General features: G+C 42.8%; 20 protein-coding genes. 18 read left to right on the top strand and 2 right to left on the bottom strand.

Annotated features, from left to right (window positions below; translation table 11 throughout):
* Positions 1-15 precede the first annotated feature (15 nt).
* The 3 genes from DBZ36_RS06770 to DBZ36_RS06760 all read left to right on the top strand — a co-directional run bounded on the left by DBZ36_RS06770 (position 16) and on the right by DBZ36_RS06760 (position 3,858).
* Positions 16-1,926: an AsmA family protein gene (locus tag DBZ36_RS06770; protein ID WP_120354147.1), complete on the top strand. Its 1,911-nt coding sequence runs from the start codon at positions 16-18 to the stop codon at positions 1,924-1,926.
* A complete protein-coding gene (locus tag DBZ36_RS06765) occupies positions 1,907-2,377 on the top strand; it encodes a low molecular weight protein-tyrosine-phosphatase (RefSeq protein WP_325049075.1) in 471 nt (156 codons plus the stop codon). Before DBZ36_RS06770 ends, DBZ36_RS06765 begins: the two co-directional genes overlap by 20 nt.
* 203 nt (positions 2,378-2,580) lie before the next feature.
* On the top strand, positions 2,581-3,858 hold the full coding sequence (locus DBZ36_RS06760; protein WP_120354146.1) for a cation:proton antiporter: 1,278 nt from the start codon (positions 2,581-2,583) through the stop codon (positions 3,856-3,858).
* A 460-nt stretch (positions 3,859-4,318) separates the two neighbouring features.
* Here the strand turns inward: DBZ36_RS06760 and rne are convergent, their stop codons facing one another.
* On the bottom strand, positions 4,319-7,768 hold the full coding sequence (gene rne / locus DBZ36_RS06750) for a ribonuclease E (RefSeq protein ID WP_120354144.1): 3,450 nt from the start codon (positions 7,766-7,768) through the stop codon (positions 4,319-4,321).
* Positions 7,769-8,157: 389 nt separating this feature from the next.
* On the opposite strand from rne, the gene rluC reads away from it, so the two are divergent.
* Positions 8,158-9,105 carry a 23S rRNA pseudouridine(955/2504/2580) synthase RluC gene (rluC, locus tag DBZ36_RS06745; RefSeq protein ID WP_120354143.1) on the top strand — a complete coding sequence of 316 codons (948 nt, stop codon included), beginning with the start codon at positions 8,158-8,160 and terminating at the stop codon, positions 9,103-9,105.
* Positions 9,106-9,127: 22 nt separating this feature from the next.
* Positions 9,128-9,787 carry an HAD-IIIA family hydrolase gene (locus DBZ36_RS06740; RefSeq protein WP_120354142.1) on the top strand — a complete coding sequence of 220 codons (660 nt, stop codon included), beginning with the start codon at positions 9,128-9,130 and terminating at the stop codon, positions 9,785-9,787.
* Between the two features lie 11 nt (positions 9,788-9,798).
* Here DBZ36_RS06740 and DBZ36_RS06735 read toward each other — a convergent pair whose 3' ends face one another.
* Positions 9,799-10,389: a Maf family protein gene (locus tag DBZ36_RS06735; RefSeq protein WP_120354141.1), complete on the bottom strand. Its 591-nt coding sequence runs from the start codon at positions 10,387-10,389 to the stop codon at positions 9,799-9,801.
* Positions 10,390-10,508: 119 nt separating this feature from the next.
* Between DBZ36_RS06735 and yceD the strand changes: the two genes are divergently transcribed.
* The 13 genes from yceD (at position 10,509) to DBZ36_RS06670 (ending at position 21,029) form a co-directional block, all read left to right on the top strand.
* The gene (yceD, locus tag DBZ36_RS06730) at positions 10,509-11,039 is read left to right on the top strand and encodes a 23S rRNA accumulation protein YceD (RefSeq protein WP_120354140.1); all 531 of its coding nucleotides are present in this window, start codon (positions 10,509-10,511) and stop codon (positions 11,037-11,039) included.
* Between the two features lie 12 nt (positions 11,040-11,051).
* Positions 11,052-11,225, top strand: a complete 174-nt coding sequence (gene rpmF, locus DBZ36_RS06725; RefSeq protein WP_120354139.1) for a 50S ribosomal protein L32 — start codon at positions 11,052-11,054, stop codon at positions 11,223-11,225.
* 10 nt (positions 11,226-11,235) lie between these two features.
* Positions 11,236-12,261 (top strand): phosphate acyltransferase PlsX, encoded by a 1,026-nt coding sequence (plsX, locus tag DBZ36_RS06720; protein WP_120354484.1) that lies wholly within the window; start codon positions 11,236-11,238, stop codon positions 12,259-12,261.
* A gap of 30 nt (positions 12,262-12,291) precedes the next feature.
* On the top strand, positions 12,292-13,251 hold the full coding sequence (locus tag DBZ36_RS06715) for a beta-ketoacyl-ACP synthase III (protein ID WP_120354138.1): 960 nt from the start codon (positions 12,292-12,294) through the stop codon (positions 13,249-13,251).
* Positions 13,252-13,276: 25 nt separating this feature from the next.
* Positions 13,277-14,206 (top strand): ACP S-malonyltransferase, encoded by a 930-nt coding sequence (gene fabD / locus DBZ36_RS06710; RefSeq protein ID WP_120354137.1) that lies wholly within the window; start codon positions 13,277-13,279, stop codon positions 14,204-14,206.
* 9 nt (positions 14,207-14,215) lie between these two features.
* Entirely contained in the window at positions 14,216-14,950 is a 735-nt protein-coding gene (gene fabG, locus DBZ36_RS06705) for a 3-oxoacyl-ACP reductase FabG (RefSeq protein ID WP_120354136.1), read from the top strand.
* Positions 14,951-15,111: 161 nt separating this feature from the next.
* Positions 15,112-15,345 (top strand): acyl carrier protein, encoded by a 234-nt coding sequence (gene acpP, locus DBZ36_RS06700; protein WP_120354135.1) that lies wholly within the window; start codon positions 15,112-15,114, stop codon positions 15,343-15,345.
* Positions 15,346-15,586: 241 nt separating this feature from the next.
* Entirely contained in the window at positions 15,587-16,831 is a 1,245-nt protein-coding gene (gene fabF / locus DBZ36_RS06695) for a beta-ketoacyl-ACP synthase II (RefSeq protein ID WP_120354134.1), read from the top strand.
* A gap of 87 nt (positions 16,832-16,918) precedes the next feature.
* A complete protein-coding gene (gene pabC / locus DBZ36_RS06690) occupies positions 16,919-17,695 on the top strand; it encodes an aminodeoxychorismate lyase (protein ID WP_120354133.1) in 777 nt (258 codons plus the stop codon).
* On the top strand, positions 17,692-18,696 hold the full coding sequence (mltG, locus tag DBZ36_RS06685) for an endolytic transglycosylase MltG (RefSeq protein ID WP_120354132.1): 1,005 nt from the start codon (positions 17,692-17,694) through the stop codon (positions 18,694-18,696). The genes pabC and mltG overlap by 4 nt, the downstream gene beginning before the upstream one ends.
* Position 18,697: 1 nt before the next feature.
* Positions 18,698-19,330 (top strand): dTMP kinase, encoded by a 633-nt coding sequence (gene tmk / locus DBZ36_RS06680; RefSeq protein WP_120354131.1) that lies wholly within the window; start codon positions 18,698-18,700, stop codon positions 19,328-19,330.
* Positions 19,330-20,256: a hypothetical protein gene (locus tag DBZ36_RS06675; protein WP_120354130.1), complete on the top strand. Its 927-nt coding sequence runs from the start codon at positions 19,330-19,332 to the stop codon at positions 20,254-20,256. The genes tmk and DBZ36_RS06675 overlap by 1 nt, the downstream gene beginning before the upstream one ends.
* The gene (locus DBZ36_RS06670) at positions 20,250-21,029 is read left to right on the top strand and encodes a TatD family hydrolase (RefSeq protein ID WP_120354129.1); all 780 of its coding nucleotides are present in this window, start codon (positions 20,250-20,252) and stop codon (positions 21,027-21,029) included. The genes DBZ36_RS06675 and DBZ36_RS06670 overlap by 7 nt, the downstream gene beginning before the upstream one ends.
* Positions 21,030-21,341: the final 312 nt, after the last annotated feature.

Below are 21,341 nucleotides of genomic sequence, written 5' to 3'. Positions count from 1 at the left end.
TTAAAAGGATTTAACATGAAAAAACTTATTTACGTCCTAGTTGCAATCGTAGTTGCACTAGGATTGTGTGTTGTAGGCATTAACGCTTATCTAAACTCGGGAAAGATTAAACAATTAGCTATCGACCAAGTACAACAACATATCGGCCGTGAACTAATCATTGAAGGTGATTTGTCCTTAAGTATTTATCCAAGTTTAGGCCTTAAAATAGAGAAAGTTGCACTTAAAGATAACCCGAACTTCAGTAAGGAAGACACGCTTAGTGTTGATAGCCTAATCGTAGCTGTTCAACTGATGCCGCTTTTGTCCAATCAGCTGTTAATCGATCAAATAGCACTACAAAATCCGAGCATTCGTTATGTGACAAACGGACAAGGCATTACCAACTTTGATGATTTGAAAGCTAAACCAAATGCAGAAGAAGCAACAGCGACAAGTGAAGCACCAAGCGAATCCAATGCCCCTTCAGAACCATGGGAGTTAGTTCTTAGCAAATTACTTATCAATGATGGGCAGGTGCTCATTGATAATCAAGGCGAACAAACTCGTCTTGGACCTCTACAACTTACCATTAATGGCGAGGGCTTAGGTAAATCTAATCGATTAAGCCTCACAAGCCCTGTACAAGTACCAGGTGCAAGTATAGACCTAAGCCTCATGACAGAACTTGTTCCGGCTGAAGATCTAAGCCGTATAGACCTTAGCCAATTTGAATTAAGTCTTAAAGGTAAAGGCGATATGTTTGTCGGTGGCAAACTTGATACTGCGGTTGATGCCAAAGGTTATCTGGACACAAATGCTAGCCTGCTAAATTTAGAGGGATTAAATTTACGAGTCGACGCCAACAATAAACTTGATGGTAATGTTCAAATAAATTACGCCGCAAAACCAAGTATTGTGTTTGCCCTTGCCAGCAAGAAGCTCGATTTGCGCCCGTATATGGCCGCTAGCGATAGTCAGTCACCCACTGATAGTTCGACATCATCGACTGATCAGAGCGAGAAAGAACCAAAAGAAGGCGATAGCCAATCAGCAGCGACTAATCAAGAACCTGACCTTAGTGTTTTGCAAAGTTTTGATCTCAATGGCAGCCTTGAAGTGGATAGTCTTATGATAGAGCAAACAACTTTAAGCGTTGTTCTAGCAAAAGTCGTTGTAGAATCGGGTGTGCTTAAGGTTAATACACTAAAAGCTAAGATGTTTAATGGCAGTTTGTCAGCCGTAGCCAACCTAGATTCAAATCCAAAGCCGCATACTGCCGCGCTTACTCTGGATGTTAAAAAGGTCGCTGCACGACCAATGTTAAAAGCTTTTGCTGACTTCGATAAACTATCTGGAAACCTAGCGATAGCAATGGATGTTAAGGTCAAAGGCTTAAGTACTCCTAATGTGCGTAGCAGTCTAAGTGGACCATTCGCATTTACATTTGCTGATGGCGCGTATCATGGCGTTAATGTTGCTCAAATGATTCGCAACGCTAAAGCGGCCTTCTCGGGATCTAAGTCAACTGCAGCGGAACAAGAGCAAAAGACAGACTTTAGTGAGCTGTTATTGCAAGGAAACTTTGCTAAGCAACGTGCTAATGTCAGTAAAATGCAGATGAGCTCTCCTTTACTTCGTATTGATGGCAAAGGGAATACCCATTTAGTTAACGAATCTATTAATTTTAATTTGACCACTAAAGTTGTCGCCAGTCTCGAGGGACAAGGTGGTAAGAACGATTTGGAAGGCATTAGTATTCCCTTGCATATCAAGGGTAGTTGGAGTCAACCCAGTTATGAAGTTGATATGAAAAAACTTCTTGAAGGTAGTGCTAAGAAAGAAATACAAAATCGACTGGAGAAAGAACTCGGTCTTGACGCCGCAGACGATAGTGATCCTAAGAAGCAACTGCTTAAAGGTTTAGGTGGTTTACTTGGCGGATAATCAAAAACTAAAGATCCTGGTTGTGTGCATGGGGAATATTTGTCGTTCTCCAAGTGCACAAGCCGTGCTTGAGGCAAAGCTAGCCCAATATGGTATCCTCGCTGAAGTCGATTCGGCGGGTACTCATGCCTTAAAGGGTCAAAAGCCTGATCCAAGAGGACTCAGTTGCGCGCAGCAGCGTGGTTATTCTATGAAAGGATTTAAATCAAGACCAGTCATAGCAAAGGACTTTCAACGCTTTGATGTCATTTTGGCGTCGGATGAACGAAACTTCCGCGATTTGCTTGAACAGGCTCCAGCATCGGCTGAACAAAAAATTAAGCGGATAATGAGTTTTACTGAATCTAGTTTCGATGAAGTTCCCGATCCATACTATGGTGGTAAACGAGGCTTTGAACTTGTTTTGGACTTACTAGAAGACGCCTGTGAAGGCTTCGTTAAAACATTATGATCTACCGCAGAGCGAATCCTACGGGATTCGTTTTTGAATTAGTCACATCTTCGCTCCCCTCCACAGTTCTCGTTAGAAACAACAAAGCGACGTTTTGTTGTCCTTTTGCCTATCAATTAAGTTTTTGTTTTAACCGTATTTTGTACATTACGCCCGCTAAAGTATGCTACTACTAATACATAGGTAATAGCTAAGAACAAACGATGACCGTATATACAACACTATGCTTTTTAGGGGCGATGGCTATTTCTATCGCTTATCTCAATAGTAAAATAGGAAAAATGCAAAGCACGATTGCAATCACAGCTGGTGCATTAATTATATCCTTGTTGATTATTATATTAGGCCAATTTGGTTTTTCACCATTAAAGCAAGCAGCTTCTCACCTACTAGACAATGTAGACTTTAAGAGTTTTCTTTTAGATGGTGTTCTTGGTTTTCTACTTTTTGCCGGTGGTTTAGGCATTAAGCTGGACAACCTTAAAGACCAAAGGTGGGAGATTTGCATACTTGCTATCGTAGCAACTTTGATTTCAACCTGCGTTGTTGGCTTTGGTCTGTACTACATTTGCCAACTCTGGAATGTCGAATTTGGGCTCATTTATTGTTTACTCTTTGGTGCGCTAATATCTCCAACAGATCCCATCGCCGTATTAGCAATTGTCAAAAACTTAGAAGCTCCTAAGCGTATTTCAACGCAAATCGAGGGAGAATCGCTATTTAACGACGGCTTTGGCTTAGTCATTTTCGTAACACTGTATAGCATAGCTTTTCTGGGAACAGAGCCAACTGTGGCTAGTATTACCGAATTGTTTGTTCATGAAGCGATTGGTGGCATTGTTTATGGAGCACTCTTAGGTTTAGTTTTTCATTATCTTATAAGTTCAACCAATGACCACTCTATGGAACTACTTTTAACCATAGGGATCCCGAGCGCAGGTTATGTTTTTGCTAGCGTTATTGAAGTTTCTGGACCTTTAGCCATGGTGGTTTCGGGCATCATTATAGGTAATGTGACTCGAATCAAAGGTTTCTCGGAGGAGAGCAAACAACTATTAGACCATTTTTGGGAGCTAATAGATGAGTTCTTAAACGGAATACTATTCTTGTTGATTGGCTTAAGTATGCTTCAATTTACCTTTCATTCCGAAGATTGGATCCTCATGGTGATAGCCGTGCCACTAGTCTTAATTGCTCGTTATCTCAGTGTTAAGCTTTGTTATTTCAGCTTTAAACCTTTCCGACGTTACAATCCATATTCGATTTCTATTTTGAGTTGGGGAGGCCTTAGGGGAGGACTCGCCTTAGCCATGGCTATGTCAATACCTGCTGGTGTGATGGTCTTTCCAGAGAAACAAATTGATGTTAGAGAAATTTTGTTAGTCATGACCTACGCCGTTGTGTTCTTTTCTATTTTGGTACAAGGATCGAGTATCGTACCGTTGATTAATAAAGCCAAAGCTTGGCAGGAACAGCAATAATTTTGGTCGCGCATACAAGATCGGTATACATCTGAACTGATCTGAGATCAAAATTGGCCTTACAACGATAAGAAAGAATAAAGCTATGTTTAGCACTTAGCCAATGGAGTAAATATTTATACCAATCACAGTAATTTATTGCTCACTATTGTTTGACTAAAACACCAATCTTGTCGTCATAACTCTTGTCATTAGACCGCTAATAACTGTGAGTTCTTCCTAAAGCTAAGCGTTTTAGTACAACAAGTAAAAGACCAAAAATATAAAGGGATTGGTATTATTGGATGAAGTGCATTAAAGAGGGCTATTTGATAACCCAGTTTGAATCCACCAAAACTGAAGATATCAAAGCTCAGTATTCGTTTCTAAAGTATACCAGCAGCTCGCATAGGCTTATGACACAACGAATAACTACAAAAAAGCCCGCTAATGCGGGCTCTTTATTAGTAGCGCCTAAGTACTAAAACTTTGGTTTAGTCATACCTACAGAGGCGTTTTCTTTTGCGCCTTGTTTGCCGGCAGAGCGAGCATCCATAGTTTCAACACTACGTACATACTCTTTTACTTCAACCGGAGGTCTTTCTTTTACTTCCACGGTTGCCGGCTTAGTCATTTCAGCGCTCGAGCTACCTTGAAACTTGAGCGATTTAGCTTTTTTAGGAGCGTTGGTCTTGACCTTAGCTTTAGGCTGTTGGCTATCGGATACTATCGCTTCTGCAACTGGCTCAGCTTTAGTTGCTTCGACAGGGGCTTCAACAACTGGCTCAGCTTTAATTGCTTCGACAGGGGCTTCAACAACTGGCTCAGCTTTAATTGCTTCGACAGAGGCTTCAGCAACGGGCTCTGCTATAGCTGCTTCGACAGGGGTTTCAACTACTGGCGCTGGTTTAGCTGCTTCGACAGGGGCTTCAACTACTGGGGCTGCTTTAGCTGCTTCGACAGGGGCTTCAACTACTGGCGCTGCTTTAGCTGCTTCGACAGGGGTTTCAACAACTGGCGCTGGTTTAGCTGATTCGACAGTGGCTTCAACAACTGGCGCTGGTTGAGCTGCTTCGACAGGGGCTTCAACAACTGGCGCTGCTTTAGCTGCTTCGACAGGCGTTTCAACTACTGGTTCAGATTTTGTCGCTTTAGAAGGAGAATAAGGTGCGTGAGCAGTACGCGCTTTACTTACCACTGGCGTCGACTCCAACTTCACTTCAACTCTTTCTTGTTTCGGCGCATCACTGGTCTCGGCGCGCTTAGGCATTGCAGGCTTAGTTGCAACTGCACTAATACGTTGTTTTGCCTTAGCTGGTTTAGATGAGCTAGCTACAGAAACTTGTTTAGCTTCGGTTGTGGCTACTTTTTCAACCGGCTTAGCTGGTTCAACAATGGCTTGAGTCGAGGCAGATTCAGTAGCTTGTACTTGCTCCTGAGAAGCTACATCTGTCTTAGGACTTGCAACTTCATCTGGGTAGCGTGCTTCAACTTCTTGGTTTGCATCGACGGAACTTTGGTCCTCATTAAGCTCTGACTTAGGCATATCAGCAAAACGCTTACGAGACCCTGGAGCTCCACTACGAGTGCGTCGACGACGACTACGTGCCGGTTTTGCTTCGCCATCTTCGCTGCTTGCATCATTTACCGTTGAACTCGTTTGAGTTTCAGAAACCGGTACCGGGCTTTGTTGTACTGACTCGTCATTTGAGCTTGGAGTAACTGATTCAACAGCTTTGTTTGCTGCCTCAGCTACTTCAGCTTGATCACTAACGACTTTATCGTCGATTTCTTTTTGAGCAGCTACAGATAAAGGTTTTTCATTTACGCGAACTTTCTTACGTAAATTACGTCGAGCACGTCTAGCCTGTACTTGAGTCTTTTTCTGTTCAGACTTCTCTGTTGGAGCAGCTTTTACTTCAGTCGCTGTATCTTCAACTTTACTAGTTTCAGATTTGGCGTTGGTTTTATTACGTGCATTACGCGGATTACGCTGACGAGTTGGTTTTGGCGTTGAGTTAGTTGCTTCACCACTTTGTTCATCGTTTTGCTCGCGTTTATCGTCTTGCTCAACACGACTACGTGGCTTACGTTTGCGATTATTGCGGTTATTACGATTCTGACGAGGAGCTGGTTTTTCTTGTTTTTCGCGCTTCTCTTCTTCGACTTGCTTTTCTTCTGATTCAGGTTTTGAGAACAACCCACTAACAAACTTAAGCAGTTTGCTTAATCCTGACTCACTATGCACCACGGGAGTTTGAGTAGCGCTTGGAGCAGGCTTAGCAGCAGCTGCAGGTTTAGCCGGCGCAACTGGAGTTTCTTTAACTACAGGTGCCGCTGGAGCACTAAAGCCTTGTAATACAGGCTTCTCAGCAGGAGTTGTAGGCTCAGTTGAGCTCGGTTGGTATACCGGACTTGGTGAACCACTTGTTAGCTGGAAGCTAGCAAGTTCGTTTTCTTCACCACTGCGTACTCGCTGTACGTCGTAGTGTGGGGTTTCCATATGTTGATTAGGAATGATAATTAAACGAACATCTTGACGGCGCTCTAAGCCGGTAATGACTTCGCGTTTTTCATTTAGCAAATATGCAGCGACAGGTACCGGAACTTGAGCTTGGACTTCGCTGGTGTTTTCTTTTAACGCTTCTTCTTCAAGTAGGCGTAATATAGACAGAGCTAGGGATTCGTTATCACGAATGGTGCCTTGGCCGCTACAACGCGGGCATATGTGAGTACTTGATTCACCTAAAGACGGGCGCAAGCGCTGACGGCTGAGCTCTAGTAGACCAAAACGTGAGATACGGCCAATTTGAATGCGTGCGCGATCTTGACGGACTGCATCTCTAAAGCGGTTTTCAACTTCTCGTTGATTACGAACCGGGGTCATATCGATATAATCGATAACAATCAAGCCACCAAGGTCACGTAGTCTTAATTGACGAGCTATTTCGTCTGCCGCCTCAAGGTTGGTTTGAAGTGCAGTTTCTTCGATATCACCACCGCGGGTTGCTCGTGCAGAGTTAATATCAATAGAGGTTAGGGCTTCAGTTGGGTCGATAACGATCGAGCCACCAGATGGAAGACGGACTTCACGTTGGAAAGCTGATTCAATTTGAGACTCAATCTGATAATGATTGAACATCGGAACTTCGCCGTCGTAGCGTTTTACACGATTGACGAAATCAGGGCGAACTAGGCTTATATGAGTTTTCGCTTGCTCAAAAATATCAGCATTATCAATAAGAATTTCACCAACATCGCGACGTAAGTAATCGCGTATTGCGCGCACAATTACATTGCTTTCTTGGTGGATCAAGAAGGGAGCAGGGCGTGTTTCAGAGGCTTCTTTAATTGCACCCCAATGGTTTAGTAGAACGTTTAAGTCCCATTCTAGTTCTTCAGCGGATTTGCCAACACCAGCAGTACGAACAATTAGTCCCATGCCCTTAGGCACTTCTAATCCATTCATTGCAGTTTTTAATTCAGTGCGTTCGTCACCTTCGATTCGACGAGAGATACCGCCAGCACGAGGGTTGTTAGGCATCAATACAAGATAGCTGCCAGCAAGACTGATAAAAGTTGTTAACGCTGCACCTTTGTTGCCACGCTCTTCTTTATCAATTTGAACAATAACTTCTTGGCCTTCACGGATTACTTCTTTGATATTTGGACGGCCTTGATAAACGTAACCGTCGGGGAAGTACTCACGTGCGATTTCTTTCATTGGAAGGAAACCGTGACGTTCAGCGCCGTAATCTACAAATGCTGCTTCGAGGCTAGGTTCTACTCGAGTAATTTTACCTTTATAGATGTTTGCCTTTTTTTGTTCATGCCCTGGGCTTTCTATGTCCAGGTCATATAGTCGTTGTCCATCGACTAGTGCGACGCGCATCTCTTCGAGTTGCATCGCATTGATTAACATACGTTTCATTTTATTGCCTTGTTTTTAATGAAACAAAGCAGCTATTAACTGTCTCAAAAGGCCTGGCCTAGTGTTTTATGCAGAGATATAAAAGAATAAAACCTCTCGGTTTGGTTCGCTCTGTCTAAGGCGCTCGTGGCACGTCGTACTAAAAACATAACCTTATGGGCTATGTTGCTTAATGGATTCGTTTCGCTTTCAAGGCAGATATTCGCTGCCGTATCATTATATTTTTATAGTTAAATGACCGAGGAAGGCATGTTTAGGAGCCTCCGCACTTGCGGTCTAATTCTGAACAGCTAAGCCTAAATTGCTTAATTTGGCTGTTACAGCGCTGTAAATATAGCAAAGCAGCATTTTTACAGCAAATTATTTAAGCCTCGTGTTAAACTAAGCGTATGAAAATTGATACAAGCAAAGTTCAAAACCTCACTATTAGTGAAGATGAATCCGGTCAACGGGTAGATAACTTCCTTTTTCGTACTCTTAAAGGAGTACCTAAAAGTAAGGTGTATCGCATCATTCGAAAAGGTGAAGTACGAATTAATAAAAAACGGGTTAAACCCGAAACCAAACTCGCTCCCGGAGATATACTTCGGGTCCCACCTGTCCGCGTCGCAGAGGCAACTGAAGGCCCCTCCGCAAATTTGGCTCAAGTAAAGAACTTAGAGCATTGTGTCGTCTACGAAGATGACGGTGTATTAGTTTTAAACAAACCATCAGGCTTAGCTGTTCACGGAGGCAGCGGCCTAAAATTTGGCATGATTGAAGCGCTCAGAAGTCTTCGACCTGAACAACATTATTTTGAATTGGTCCATCGTTTGGATCGGGATACATCTGGCCTAATTATGGTGGCCAAAAAACGCAGCGTATTACGTGCATTACATGCACAATTACGTGAGAAAACTGTTCAAAAAGATTACTTGGCGCTAGTCCACGGGATATGGCCCAAAACTACCAGACAAGTCGAAGAGCCGCTGGCTAAAAACGTGCTGGCTTCGGGTGAGCGTATGGTAAAAGTTGACTATACCGAAGGTAAACCGTCGTTAACACGTTTCAAAATCGAACGTCAGTTTGGTGATATGACCTTGGTCAAGGCAAGTCCTGTGACTGGACGGACCCATCAAATCCGTGTTCATACTCTTTGCCAAGGACACGTTATTGCAGGCGATGACAAATATTGTCAACGTGAAGACTTAGAATTGAGTAAGCAATTTGGATTAAAGCGTTTGTTTCTACATGCATGGAAATTGCGCTTTGAAAATCCAGCAACCGGTGAAATGATGTTCTTAGAAGCCCCATTGGATGCAGAACTCAAATCAGTTATTGATACCTTGGCTAAATAAGTTTTGTTAATAAGGGTAGGGGATGCAACGTAAATTAGTGGTGTTTGATTGGGACGGCACCTTAATGGATTCGCTGCATAGCATCGTCAAAGCGATGCAGGCGTGTGCACGGGAGCTCAATCTACGTGAGCCTAGCGACGAGCAAGTAAAGTCCATCATTGGTTTAAGCTTAAGCAAAGCCAATACAGTTTTATTTGGTGCTTTATCAAAAGCTGCAGATGAGGCTTTAATTGAAAGCTATAAACGCCATTACTTATCAATTGAGACCTCAAACCCGAGTCAATTGTACCCTGGCATACGTGACTTGTTAGAAATGCTAGTAGAGCGGGGTTGTTTACTAGCCGTTGCAACCGGTAAAGGTCATAACGGTTTAGATAGAGTTATGCGCCAAAGCCAAACGCTGCATTTGTTTAACGCCCATCGCGGAGCCGATCAAGCACGTTCTAAACCCGATCCACTAATGTTAACGCAAATTCTTGATCAACTTGAATGCGATGTTGAGCAAGCGATAATGGTTGGTGATGCCAGCTTTGATTTAGAAATGGCTCGAAATAAAGGTATGCACGCTATTGGTGTATCTTACGGTGCACAGGATAAACAAAGCTTAGAAGGCTTTGCTTATCCTATTGTTGATTCTGTAGAAGAGCTTCGCCAAACCCTTACTGCATTTATAGAGTCTTAAACGAGTCTTTACTATTTGTTGGAAAATAAACGGACATTCTCGGCTTCAAAAAAGCTGATCAGCCTGATCAAGGGTAGTCCCATCAGGGTATTGGGATCATCGCCTACTAGTCGTTCAAATAATGCAATACCAGCTGCTTCACTTTTAAAGCTGCCTGCGCATTTATAGGGTTTTTCTAAATGTAAGTAGCCTTCGATAATCTGCTTGCTTAAGTTCCGGAAGCAAACATCAAAATATTCAACGCTGCTGTGTATGCTTTGGCTTTTGCTATTGAATAAACATAAACCAGTTGAAAACCGAACCGTCTTGCCACTTGCCATTTGTAGTTGTTTAACAGCATTCTCATGGGTATGTGGTTTGCCTAAGATTTGGCCATCAATTTCACAGACTTGATCGCTGCCAATGATTAGGTGTTCATCAAATTGTTGTGCAACAGCTTTGGCTTTTGCAATAGCTAAACGTTCGACTAGGTGATCGGCACTCTCACCTGCTAAAGGGCTTTCGTCGCAAGCGGGATCCACACACTTAAACTCTAGCGACAACTTGTCTAATATCTGTTTACGAAAAACAGAAGTAGACGCTAATATTATGGGCAAAGTCATACTTTTCTCGGCTTCAAATTAACTTGGTTTATTGAACCTGATTATTTACGTCAAAAACAGGCCTATTTTCGTTTTTTTCTTTTGACTATTCAGAGTGCTAACTATATGATGCGCGGCTTATGATAAAGGTTAAGCTACCAATAGAACTCGACCCAGTGCGAGCTGCGAAAAGAAACCTAGACTATGACGGTATCGTTGAGTCAAAGAATCTTAAGCGTTTGCAAGGTGCTTGTTTAAGTGTGAATCCAGTTGTTGACGTCAAGTTGCACTGTGCTATCGATCCGCAAGGATTGGCGACCATTCGTGGGGAAGCGCAAACTGATGTGCGAGTTGAGTGCCAGCGCTGTAACGGTGATCTAGAATTACCATTACAAGTGCAGTTTACTTATTCGCCTGTCTTCAATGATGAGCAAGCGGAAGCGTTACCGGAATCGTATGAACCCCTTGAGCTCAATGAAAACGGGGAAATCAATGTTCATAAGTTGCTTGAAGATGAATTAATAGTAGCAATGCCGTTAATTGCAAAACATCCCATGGCAGAATGTGCTGTTAAATCAGACATTCAAACGTTCGGAGAGATCCCGGCTTATGAGGAGCAGGCGAAACCAAATCCGTTTGCAGTTTTAGAATCACTAAAGAAAAAAGACTAGGAGACCGGTCAAATGGCAGTTCAAAAAAGTAAAGTAAGTCGTGCTCGTCGTGGTCAACGTCGTTCACACGATGCGCTAACTAACAACGTATCTCTTTCTGTTGATGCAACTTCTGGTGAAACGACTCGTCGTCACCATGTATCAGCTGACGGTTATTACCGCGGAAATAAAGTAATCAACAAATAAATTGACGAGTTTGTCTAAACTCACAATTGCCGTTGATGCTATGGGGGGCGATTTTGGGCCCTCCATTACAGTGCCTGCTTCTATGCAGGCACTGTCGTTACATCCCTCGCTAAACATCAAGTTATTTGGCGACGACTCTCAGATTAAAACCTTTCTTCCAAAGTCTTTTGACAATTCTCGTCTTGAGATTATTCATAGTCCAATACAAATTACTAACGATGATAGTCCGTTTGAAGTTTTGAGACAGCGCGATGGTTCGTCAATGCATCTAGCAATCAATGCTGTTGAAGTAAAACAAGCAGATGCTTGTCTTAGTGCCGGTAACACGGGGGCGCTAATGGCAATTGCAAGACGTAAACTCAAACTTATATCAGGGATCGAGCGTCCGGCTCTCATCAGTCAAATTCCAAATGGTAAACCTTCGCCGACGGTACTTTTAGATTTAGGTGCCAACACCAATTGCGATGCGGAACTACTAATTCAGTTTGCGCATATGGGCTCAGTTTTTTCAAAAAGTGTACTCGGTATCGACAATCCTAGAGTAGCCTTACTCAACATTGGAAAAGAATCCATCAAGGGTAATGATGTTGTTCGTCAATGTGCGCAAAAATTAAGGCTTGCGCCCCAACTCAACTATATTGGTTATATCGAAGGCAACCGCTTATTCGATGGGGACGCAGATGTAGTTGTTTGTGATGGCTTTGTTGGCAACGTTGCATTGAAGACAGCTGAAGGATTAGCGCGTTATATGCGTGCACAAGTGGTGGGTGTTCAATCACTTAATCCGGTGCAACGCTTGCTCAGCTCCTGGATTCGTCCTAAAGTTGAACACAATTTAAAAAAGCTGAACCCCGACCAGTATAACGGCGCAAGTTTGTTAGGATTGCGCGCCATTGTTGTAAAAAGCCATGGGCATGCGGATCAAGTTAGCTTTTTACAGGCATTAGAGCTTTGTATTACACAAAGCCAAGAACAAGTAGCGGTCAAAATTGCTCATCAGTTTTCTGATTATTTTGGTGAGCCTGACCATACATAGTTGAATTATCAATAGAGATATCTTTATTTCATGTATTCAAGAATAAGTGGCACCGGTAGTTATCTTCCTCGTGAAGTACGCACAAACGCTGATCTAGAGCTGATGGTTGAAACAAGTGACCAATGGATAACCGAGCGTACGGGAATAAAAGAGCGTCGAATAGCGAACGCTGACGAAACCATATCGGATATGGCATATATTGCAGCTCTCAAAGCCATTGAAGCTTCGGGTATCTCTGCAGGTGATATCGGAATTATTGTGTTGGCGACTACCTCCGCCGAGAATGCCTTTCCAGCAGCGGCCTGTGAAGTCCAAGCTAAGTTAGGTATTGCTGGTGTTCCAGCATTCGATGTTGCAGCCGCTTGTGCCGGGTTTTGCTATGCCTTAAGTATTGCCGATCAGTATGTCAAGAGTGGTGCGGTCAAACATGCATTAGTGATTGGGGTCGATAGACTCTCTCAGATGTGTGATCCTGCTGATCGGGGAACAATCATTCTATTTGGTGATGGTGCCGGAGCCGCAATCCTAAGTGCAAGTGAAACCAGTGGTATTATGTCGACACATATTCACGCTGATGGTCGTTACGGTGATTTGCTTAAACTACCTCAGCCAAAACGTGGTCTATCGGGCAACGAAATGGAAACTTATATGTCGATGAGTGGCAATGAAGTGTTTAAAGTTGCTGTTACTCGTTTAAGTGAGTTGGTGACGACAACGCTTGCGGCAAATAACGTCGATGCATCGCAGCTCGATTGGTTGGTTCCACACCAAGCAAATTTTAGAATCATAAAAGCAACAGCAAAAAAATTGAAAATGCCGTTAGATAAGGTAGTGTTGACATTAGAACGTCATGGCAATACATCTGCAGCATCAGTTCCAATTGCCCTTGATGAAGCCGTTCGAGATGGCCGAATCCAGTCTGGACACTTGGTTCTATTGGAAGCGTTTGGCGGTGGTTTTGCTTGGGGTAGCGCTTTAGTACGTTTTTAGTTTACTTTTATTATCAGGATTTTAGATGAGTAATTTAGCATTTCTTTTTCCCGGACAAGGCTCACAAACAGTGGGAATGTTGTCCGAATTAGCTCAAAAGCATGGTTCAGTACTTGAGACGCTAACAGAAGCATCTCAAACATTAGGTTACGACCTTAGTGATCTTATTTTCAATGGGCCAGTTGAAAAGCTCAACGAAACTCATCGTACTCAGCCAGCATTGCTTGCAACATCAGTCGCCCTATGGCGTTTATGGCTTGAATTAGGCGGCGAACTTCCAAAGGTATTGGCTGGTCATAGTTTGGGGGAATACTCAGCCTTGACCTGTGCAGGTGTCTTAGATTTTTCTACGGCTTTAAAACTAGTGGAATACCGCGGACATGTGATGCAAGAAGCTGTCCCAGCAGGCGTCGGCGCGATGTCGGCAATTATCGGACTTGGGGATAGTGATATTGCGCAATGCTGCCTAGAAGCTGCCCAGGGTGAAATTGTTGCACCAGTAAATTATAACTCGCCTGGACAGGTTGTAATAGCCGGAAATAAAAATGCAGTTGAGCGCGCAAACATAATGTGTAAAGAAGCGGGTGCCAAACGGGCCCTTCCTTTGCCTGTTAGTGTTCCTTCGCACTGCGCTCTGATGAAACCAGCGGCTGAAAAACTATCAGCTTACCTAGATAATATTCGTTTTAATGACGCCAATTTACCAGTCATACATAATGTGAATGTAGAAGTGTCGACTTCAGCTGAGCAAATTAAACTTGCATTGATCGCTCAGCTTTACAGCCCAGTTCGTTGGACTGAAACGATTACCAAGATAGCGAGTGCCGGTAATTCAACCCTCATTGAATGTGGGCCAGGTAAAGTTCTTTCCGGTCTAGGTAAACGCATTGATAAACAACTTACATCTATCGCCCTCAATGACAGTGCGTCATTGCAAACGGCTCTTGAATTATAAGGATCTATAATGTCTTTAACAGGTAAGGTTGCGCTGGTTACTGGCGCAAGCCGTGGCATTGGTCGCGCTATTTCTAATGAACTAATCGCTCGTGGTGCTAAAGTAATTGGCACTGCAACTAGTGAGTCTGGAGCAAAAGCTATTGACGATGCTTTTGCTGACAATGGATGTGGTCTAGTATTAGATGTCACTTCAAGTGATTCTATCGCAGCTCTATTTGCTGAAATAAAGCTACGCTATGGCGATGTAGATATCTTGGTTAATAACGCCGGAATTACACGCGATAACATCTTAATGCGCATGAAAGATGACGAATGGGATGATATTATTCAAACGAACTTAAGTTCAGTTTTTCGTTTAAGTAAAGCTGTACTTCGCGCCATGATGAAAAAACGCTCAGGTCGAATTATAAGTATTGGTTCTGTTGTTGGTACAATGGGCAATGCGGGGCAAGCAAATTATTCAGCAGCGAAGGCTGGAGTGCTAGGATTTACACGTTCTTTAGCGCGTGAGATTGCATCTCGTAATATAACCGTTAATGCAATTGCACCTGGTTTTATCGCAACAGATATGACTGAAGAGCTAGATGATAAGCAAAAACAAGCTATTATGGACCAAGTACCAATGGGGCGCTTAGGTTCAGTTGAAGAGATTGCTAAAACTGTTGCATTCTTAGCCAGCGACGACGCGGCATACATTACCGGCGAGACAATTCATGTTAATGGCGGGATGTATATGGTGTAATTTTTAACATTTTTGTTAAAAATTTGACTAAGCTCCGGTTTTTACTGGTTAAATTTTGAGTAAACGTGGTTAGACCACCAATATCGGGCTTGCAAAGCCAGCTCGAATGAATAGACTATCGGACAACGCATAAAGCGTAATTACATAGGAAAATTATTGTCATGAGTACAATTGAAGAACGCGTAAAAAAAATCATTGTTGAACAACTTGGTGTTAGTGAAGACGAAGTAAAAATTGAAGCTTCATTTGTTGACGACTTAGGCGCTGATTCGCTTGATACAGTTGAGTTGGTTATGGCTTTGGAAGAGGAATTTGATACTGAGATTCCTGATGAAGAAGCTGAAAAAATCACTACTGTCCAAGCTGCTATTGATTACGTTACAGCTAACCAATAAGACAGTATTGGAACAAGAGCGGCATTAGTCCGCTCTTTTTTTATGCTAAATATTAACCTAGCCCTCATAAATAAGTGCTTTGATTAATTAAGTCTGAGTTCGTAACTAAGTTAAACAATGTCGCCGCAAGCCCGAGCAAATCACATCAAATCTTAGTGCTACTCAATAGCTTCAATTAAAATAGAGCAACATTATTTATAATGACTAGTATGTACCTTATTATCCCCCTGGAGACATTTCTGTGGCTAAACGTAGAGTAGTCGTAACTGGTATGGGTATGTTGACACCTGTCGGCAATACCTTAGAGCAGTCTTGGCAAGCGCTTTTGAATGGTGAAAGTGGAGTCGGACCCATCGAACACTTTGACTGTAGTGCTTATAGCACCCGCTTTGCTGGTCTCATTAAAGACTTTGATGCAAGCCCTTATATTTCGAAAAAAGAACAACGTAAAATGGATGACTTCATTCAATACGGTGTTGTAGCTGGTATTATGGCTCTCGAAGATTCGGGCATTGAAGTTACCGATCAAAACGCAGAACGATTTGGTGTTGCAATCGGTTCAGGTATTGGTGGTCTGGGATTGATTGAAAGTAATCATGCTAACCTAGAAAAATCTGGCCCGCGTAAAATTAGTCCTTTCTTTGTACCGTCAACTATCATCAACATGGTTGCTGGTAATCTATCAATTATGAAAGGCCTTAAAGGTCCTAATATAGCGGTGACTACAGCCTGTACAACAGGCGCTCACGCTATTGGACTGGCTGCACGAATGATAGCCTATGGTGATGCAGACCAAATGCTTGCTGGTGGCTCTGAAAAAGCATCGACAGAGCTTGGTATGGGAGGATTTGCAGCCGCGAGAGCTCTATCTACCCGTAATGATGATCCTACAACTGCAAGTCGACCATGGGACAAAGACCGTGATGGCTTTGTTCTTGGTGATGGAGCAGGGGTTATCGTCCTTGAAGAGTATGAAATTGCAAAAGCTCGCGGTGCGAAAATTTATGCTGAGCTTGTCGGCTTTGGTATGAGTGGAGACGCCTATCATATGACCTCACCACCAGCAGATGGTGAAGGTGCAGCTCGTTCTATGGAAAACGCTATAAAAGATGCAGGCATTAGCGCAAACCAAATTGGCTATGTGAATGCTCATGGTACATCGACGCCAGCTGGAGATATTGCCGAAACTATGGCAGTTAAGCGCGTATGGGGCGATTCAGCAAAAGACATAATGGTTAGCTCCACAAAATCGATGACCGGTCATCTATTGGGTGCTGCTGGTTCAGTTGAAGCTATTATTTCAGTGTTGGCTTTGGTCAATCAAAAAGTTCCGCCAACCATCAATTTGGAAAACCCAAGTGAAGGTTGCGACTTGGACTATGTGGTAGGAAAATCACGCGATGCCAAGCTAGACTATGTGTTAAGTAACTCATTTGGTTTTGGCGGCACGAATGGCACCTTGATCTTTAAACGTATGGACGACTAAAATACCAACTATCGCGTTGTTAAAAGCCTGATTCATTCAGGCTTTTTTTTGTCCAGTATCAGCAGTGTTATTCAAGGATGTTAAACCATGTATAAGCCGGCTCAGATTGATTCAAGCGATAGAGCTTTCAATTATGGTGACGGTTTCTTCACAACAATGTTAGTTAAGCAGGGTCGCATCGAACACTTAGAACTTCACCAACAGCGCTTGCTTGATTGCCAAACTCAGTTAGGTTTTCCGCCATTGTCCCCTAAACTGTGGAATGAAATTTTATTTGAAGCCCAAAACTTAGTTCATAGTGTGTTAAAAGTAGTGATTAGTCGCGGGAGTGGTGGCCGGGGCTATAGCCCAACTCACTGTGCTGGAGCGCATTGGGTCATTTCTAGTCATGGCGTACCAGCGCACCAACCCCTTTGGCGCGATAAAGGAGTTGTTGCTGATTTTGCTACCGTAGCGCTTGCTAGTGGAGGGAGTTGCAGCAACCTTAAAACACTTAACCGAATAGAGCAGGTACAACTAAAGCAACAGGCCGAAGCCAAGCGTGTAGATGAACTTATTTGTCAGGACGTTTTTGGTAATGTGGTTGAAGGCGTTAGTGCAAATATTTTTTGGATGAAAAACCAAAAAGTTTATACACCAGGTCTTAAGTGGGCAGGAATACACGGTGTTAAACGGGCTTGGCTCTTGAAAGTATTAGCGCAAGCGGGAGTTGAAACAATTGTCGGAGAGTTTAGCCAAGACGAAGTTCAAGATGCGGATGAGCTTTGGTTTACGAATAGTGTATTTGGTATCGTGCCTGTAGCCCAACTTGGGTCACATTTTTATTCTCAATTTAGATTTTGTCGGTGGTTACAAACCCAATGATTCGTTTAATTAAAATTTTAGTCTCGCTATTTGTTGTTGCATCTATTGCGTTGGTAGCGGGTGGCTATTTGTTTGTTCAAAGTAGTAACGACCTCTGGCACAAGAGCCAATCTTTTGAGTCGCAGGTTTACAATGTTCAAAGTGGTTCAAACTTGAATCGCGTGCTTAATGACATGTTTATACTTGATGAAATTGATCGATTTCGTTTACGACTATGGTTTAAGCTTGATCCGAGCACTGCCAGTGTGCGCAAAGGTCATTTTGAACTAAATGATGGGATGAGCTTTGCGGATATATCAGAAACTTTGCAAACCGCCGCTGAGTATCAGTATCGCGTTACCATTATTGCTGGTGAAACCTTCAAAAACGTTTGGCAACAGCTTAACCAAAGCGAAGGTCTACTCGCTAGTGAATTCAATGAAAGCCAGATTATAGAGCAATTGTCTGTTGAGCATGCTTCTATGGAAGGACTATTGTTACCAGAAACCTATTTTTTTACATCGGGTACTAACGCCTTCGATATTGTGCAAAGAGCACATATTGCTTTAAAGCAAAAGCTAGCGCAGGAGTGGGACAATAGCGAACGTCCAGATACACCGCTTAAGAACGCTTACGATGCTTTGATACTAGCCTCGATTATTGAGAAAGAAAGTGGTCAAGCAGCTGAACGTCCCTTAATTGCTTCAGTATTTATCAATCGAATGCATGCCAACATGCGCTTGCAAACAGACCCTACAGTTATATATGGCATGGGTGATCGTTATGATGGTCGGATCCGCAAAAAAGACCTGCGTGAAGCAACACCCTATAATACCTACGTGATTTCTGGCCTACCACCAACACCCATCGCAATGGCGAGCAGTGAAGCAATCGAAGCGGCGCTTAACCCTGACGAAAGCAAGTTCTACTATTTTGTTGCAAAGGGAGCTGGTGAGCACTATTTTTCTAAGAATCTTGCCGAACATAATCGTGCGGTTCGTAAATATATATTGAAGAAGTAATATGACATTAGCTGGTAAGTTTATAGTAATTGAAGGTCTGGAAGGAGCGGGTAAAAGCAGTGCAATTGAAAGCATTGGCGAATGCCTACGCCGTAACGGTATTGGATTTGTAAACACCCGCGAGCCTGGTGGAACTGCTATGGCCGAACAACTGCGAGACATGATCAAGCATGGTTTTGAAGGTGAAATGCCAAGCACTGCGAGTGAAGTCTTAATGATGTACGCTGCACGCTGCCAACTCGTAGAACAAGTTATTCGACCTAGTCTAAAACAAGGTGATTGGGTTATTGGTGATAGGCATGATCTAAGTTCTAGGGCCTATCAAGGTGGAGGTCGTGGAATCGCATTACAAGAACTCGATACTATTCGCCAGTTCGCTATTGGAAACTTTGAGCCAGACTTAACTGTTTATCTAGATATTGATCCCAGTTTAGGCTTAAGCCGAGCCCGAAGTCGCGGTAGTTTGGATCGCATTGAACAGCAACAACTCGATTTTTTTGAACGTGCTCGTGTCGTCTACTTAGACGCAGTGGCTAGCAACCCTAAAGTTGTTAAAGTTGATGCAAGTTTAGACATGCGCGCGGTTCAGGAGCAAATCATTACTGAAGTTCAAACTTTTATCGACCAAAACTGATGATAGAACCTTGGCTTGAAAATTTGCAAAGCATCGCACATAGCAACATTAAGCAAGGGCGAATGCCGAATGCGTTGGCATTGCGTGGTGATAAGGGCTTGGGTAAACAAAAGCTACTGCTATCACTAGCACAATCATTGTTGTGTTTGTCGTCTAAAAACGGTTTGCCTTGTGGTCACTGCCATAGCTGTGAGCTATATATTGCGGGTAGCCATCCTGAATTTCGTAGGCTAGGGCAGAGTGATAAGGCGGCGAGTATTGATGATGTTAGAGACTTACAACAATGGTTATCGAGCAAACCAAGTATTTCAGTTGCCAAAGTTGTTTACCTTGGTGACCTGAGTACCTTTAGTATTGCGGTTGCAAATGCACTACTAAAATCAATTGAAGAGCCTAACACCAATAGTTACTTTTTGGCCTATGATCCTCGTACTCAACAGCTTATCGCAACCATACAAAGTCGCTTTCAGTTTTGGGTTGTTGAAGGGCCAAACCAGCAGCAGTGTATGCAATGGCTGAGCGACAACAAGCAAGGGCGGTCAAGTCAATTGCCTGGTTTTGATCTTTGCTATCGTTTGTGTAGAGGCGCTCCGTACGAGCTTTTAGAGTTCGTGCGTAGTGGGCAACAAAAACAATTACAATCGCTTATTGAGTTTTGGCAAGCCAACGCAACTAATGACATTATCAAAATGCTCAATGATAAGTCTATGCCTTGGGCTATTGATGCGCTTATTTTGCATGAACAATCCTCACTTAAATCGACCCTTGGTAACAATAATAAGGCAGCTCAAGACAAATCACAGATATTGATGCGTCGCTACCAACGGCTTATTGAGTTCAAACGTGAGTTTCGAATTAGCCTAGGTCTTAATACCGAAATTCAAGTTCTAAACCTATTACAAGACATGCAGGAATTAACGTGTTAGTCGACTCTCATTGCCATTTAGACCGTTTAAGTTACAACGACATTCATATTGACTTAGCCGACGTTGTAAACAAAGCTAAGCTTCGCAAAGTGGAACACTTTTTAAGTGTATGTATAAATCTAGAAAGCTTTGAGTCGATGCTTGAGTTGATTGCGCCATTTAAAGAAATTTTTGCAAGTTGTGGTGTTCATCCTTTGTATCTAAAAGATTCAGAGGCTGACCTTGATAGCTTGTACCACTTTTGCAGCAATCCTAAAGTTGTTGCTGTTGGTGAGACTGGTCTAGATTACTTCTATAGCCCGGATAACAAAGACCAGCAACTTGCAATGTTTGAGCAGCATATCGACGTTGCCGTTGCGACAAAAAAACCGCTGATTATTCATACTCGTGATGCTAAAGAAGACACCTTGCGTTTACTCAAACACGCAGGAGCTGAACGCGTTGGTGGGGTGCTACATTGTTTCACTGGTGATCTTGAATTAGCCGAGCAAGCTATGGAGATGGGTTTTTATATTTCAGCTTCAGGCATTGTTACCTTCAAAAATGCTAAAGCATTGCAAGAAGTGTTTACCCACATTCCAGTAGAACGAATTTTAGTAGAAACTGATTCCCCTTATTTGGCTCCGATCCCGCACCGTGGACAGGAGAACCAGCCAGCTTATACAGCGGATGTTGCTGACTTTATGGCGCGTTTAAAAGGGCTGAGTTACACCCAGCTTTGTCAGCAAACAAGTGATAACTTTTTCGAGCTGTTCAAGTTTGCGCAACGCTAAGCTTTGTTTGTTAGCAGGTCTAAGATATTGCTCTAAATGCCCAAGTAATTGGCATTAGTCTGCTAATATTAAAAAAGTGTCAAATCATGTTTTAGCCGACGAATAGTAGCTTTGCTAATCAGCAGATATGAACTTAATTGTTTTAATTTGCTGCTAGTACCTGACTATTGATTAGCTGCTCGTCATTATCGGTTTATAGAATTTCTTAGTTCAGGGAAAATCCCAGTTACTCACTAAGCTCATGACACTTTTTTTGAGGCTGGGATAAGTGATAGTAGAAGATAAACAAATAGAATAATGAGTAAGTTTGTT

Source organism: Alginatibacterium sediminis (assembly GCF_003610775.1).
GTDB classification, from domain to species: domain Bacteria; phylum Pseudomonadota; class Gammaproteobacteria; order Enterobacterales; family Celerinatantimonadaceae; genus Alginatibacterium; species Alginatibacterium sediminis.
Note: the sequence above shows the minus strand (reverse complement) of the source record. Positions and strands in the feature narration are given on the sequence as shown.

What these genes read in the sequence shown, in the direction of transcription:
- DBZ36_RS06740 (WP_120354142.1), top strand. Translation starts at nt 9,128, where the DNA reads ATGCAACGTAAATTAGTGGTGTTTGATTGGGACGGCACCTTAATGGAT.
- rne (WP_120354144.1), bottom strand. Translation starts at nt 7,768, where the DNA reads ATGAAACGTATGTTAATCAATGCGATGCAACTCGAAGAGATGCGCGTC.
- tmk (WP_120354131.1), top strand. Translation starts at nt 18,698, where the DNA reads ATGACATTAGCTGGTAAGTTTATAGTAATTGAAGGTCTGGAAGGAGCG.
- DBZ36_RS06770 (WP_120354147.1), top strand. Translation starts at nt 16, where the DNA reads ATGAAAAAACTTATTTACGTCCTAGTTGCAATCGTAGTTGCACTAGGA.
- rluC (WP_120354143.1), top strand. Translation starts at nt 8,158, where the DNA reads ATGAAAATTGATACAAGCAAAGTTCAAAACCTCACTATTAGTGAAGAT.
- fabG (WP_120354136.1), top strand. Translation starts at nt 14,216, where the DNA reads ATGTCTTTAACAGGTAAGGTTGCGCTGGTTACTGGCGCAAGCCGTGGC.
- DBZ36_RS06760 (WP_120354146.1), top strand. Translation starts at nt 2,581, where the DNA reads ATGACCGTATATACAACACTATGCTTTTTAGGGGCGATGGCTATTTCT.
- rpmF (WP_120354139.1), top strand. Translation starts at nt 11,052, where the DNA reads ATGGCAGTTCAAAAAAGTAAAGTAAGTCGTGCTCGTCGTGGTCAACGT.
- DBZ36_RS06715 (WP_120354138.1), top strand. Translation starts at nt 12,292, where the DNA reads ATGTATTCAAGAATAAGTGGCACCGGTAGTTATCTTCCTCGTGAAGTA.
- acpP (WP_120354135.1), top strand. Translation starts at nt 15,112, where the DNA reads ATGAGTACAATTGAAGAACGCGTAAAAAAAATCATTGTTGAACAACTT.
- fabD (WP_120354137.1), top strand. Translation starts at nt 13,277, where the DNA reads ATGAGTAATTTAGCATTTCTTTTTCCCGGACAAGGCTCACAAACAGTG.
- DBZ36_RS06675 (WP_120354130.1), top strand. Translation starts at nt 19,330, where the DNA reads ATGATAGAACCTTGGCTTGAAAATTTGCAAAGCATCGCACATAGCAAC.
- DBZ36_RS06735 (WP_120354141.1), bottom strand. Translation starts at nt 10,389, where the DNA reads ATGACTTTGCCCATAATATTAGCGTCTACTTCTGTTTTTCGTAAACAG.
- yceD (WP_120354140.1), top strand. Translation starts at nt 10,509, where the DNA reads ATGATAAAGGTTAAGCTACCAATAGAACTCGACCCAGTGCGAGCTGCG.
- pabC (WP_120354133.1), top strand. Translation starts at nt 16,919, where the DNA reads ATGTATAAGCCGGCTCAGATTGATTCAAGCGATAGAGCTTTCAATTAT.
- mltG (WP_120354132.1), top strand. Translation starts at nt 17,692, where the DNA reads ATGATTCGTTTAATTAAAATTTTAGTCTCGCTATTTGTTGTTGCATCT.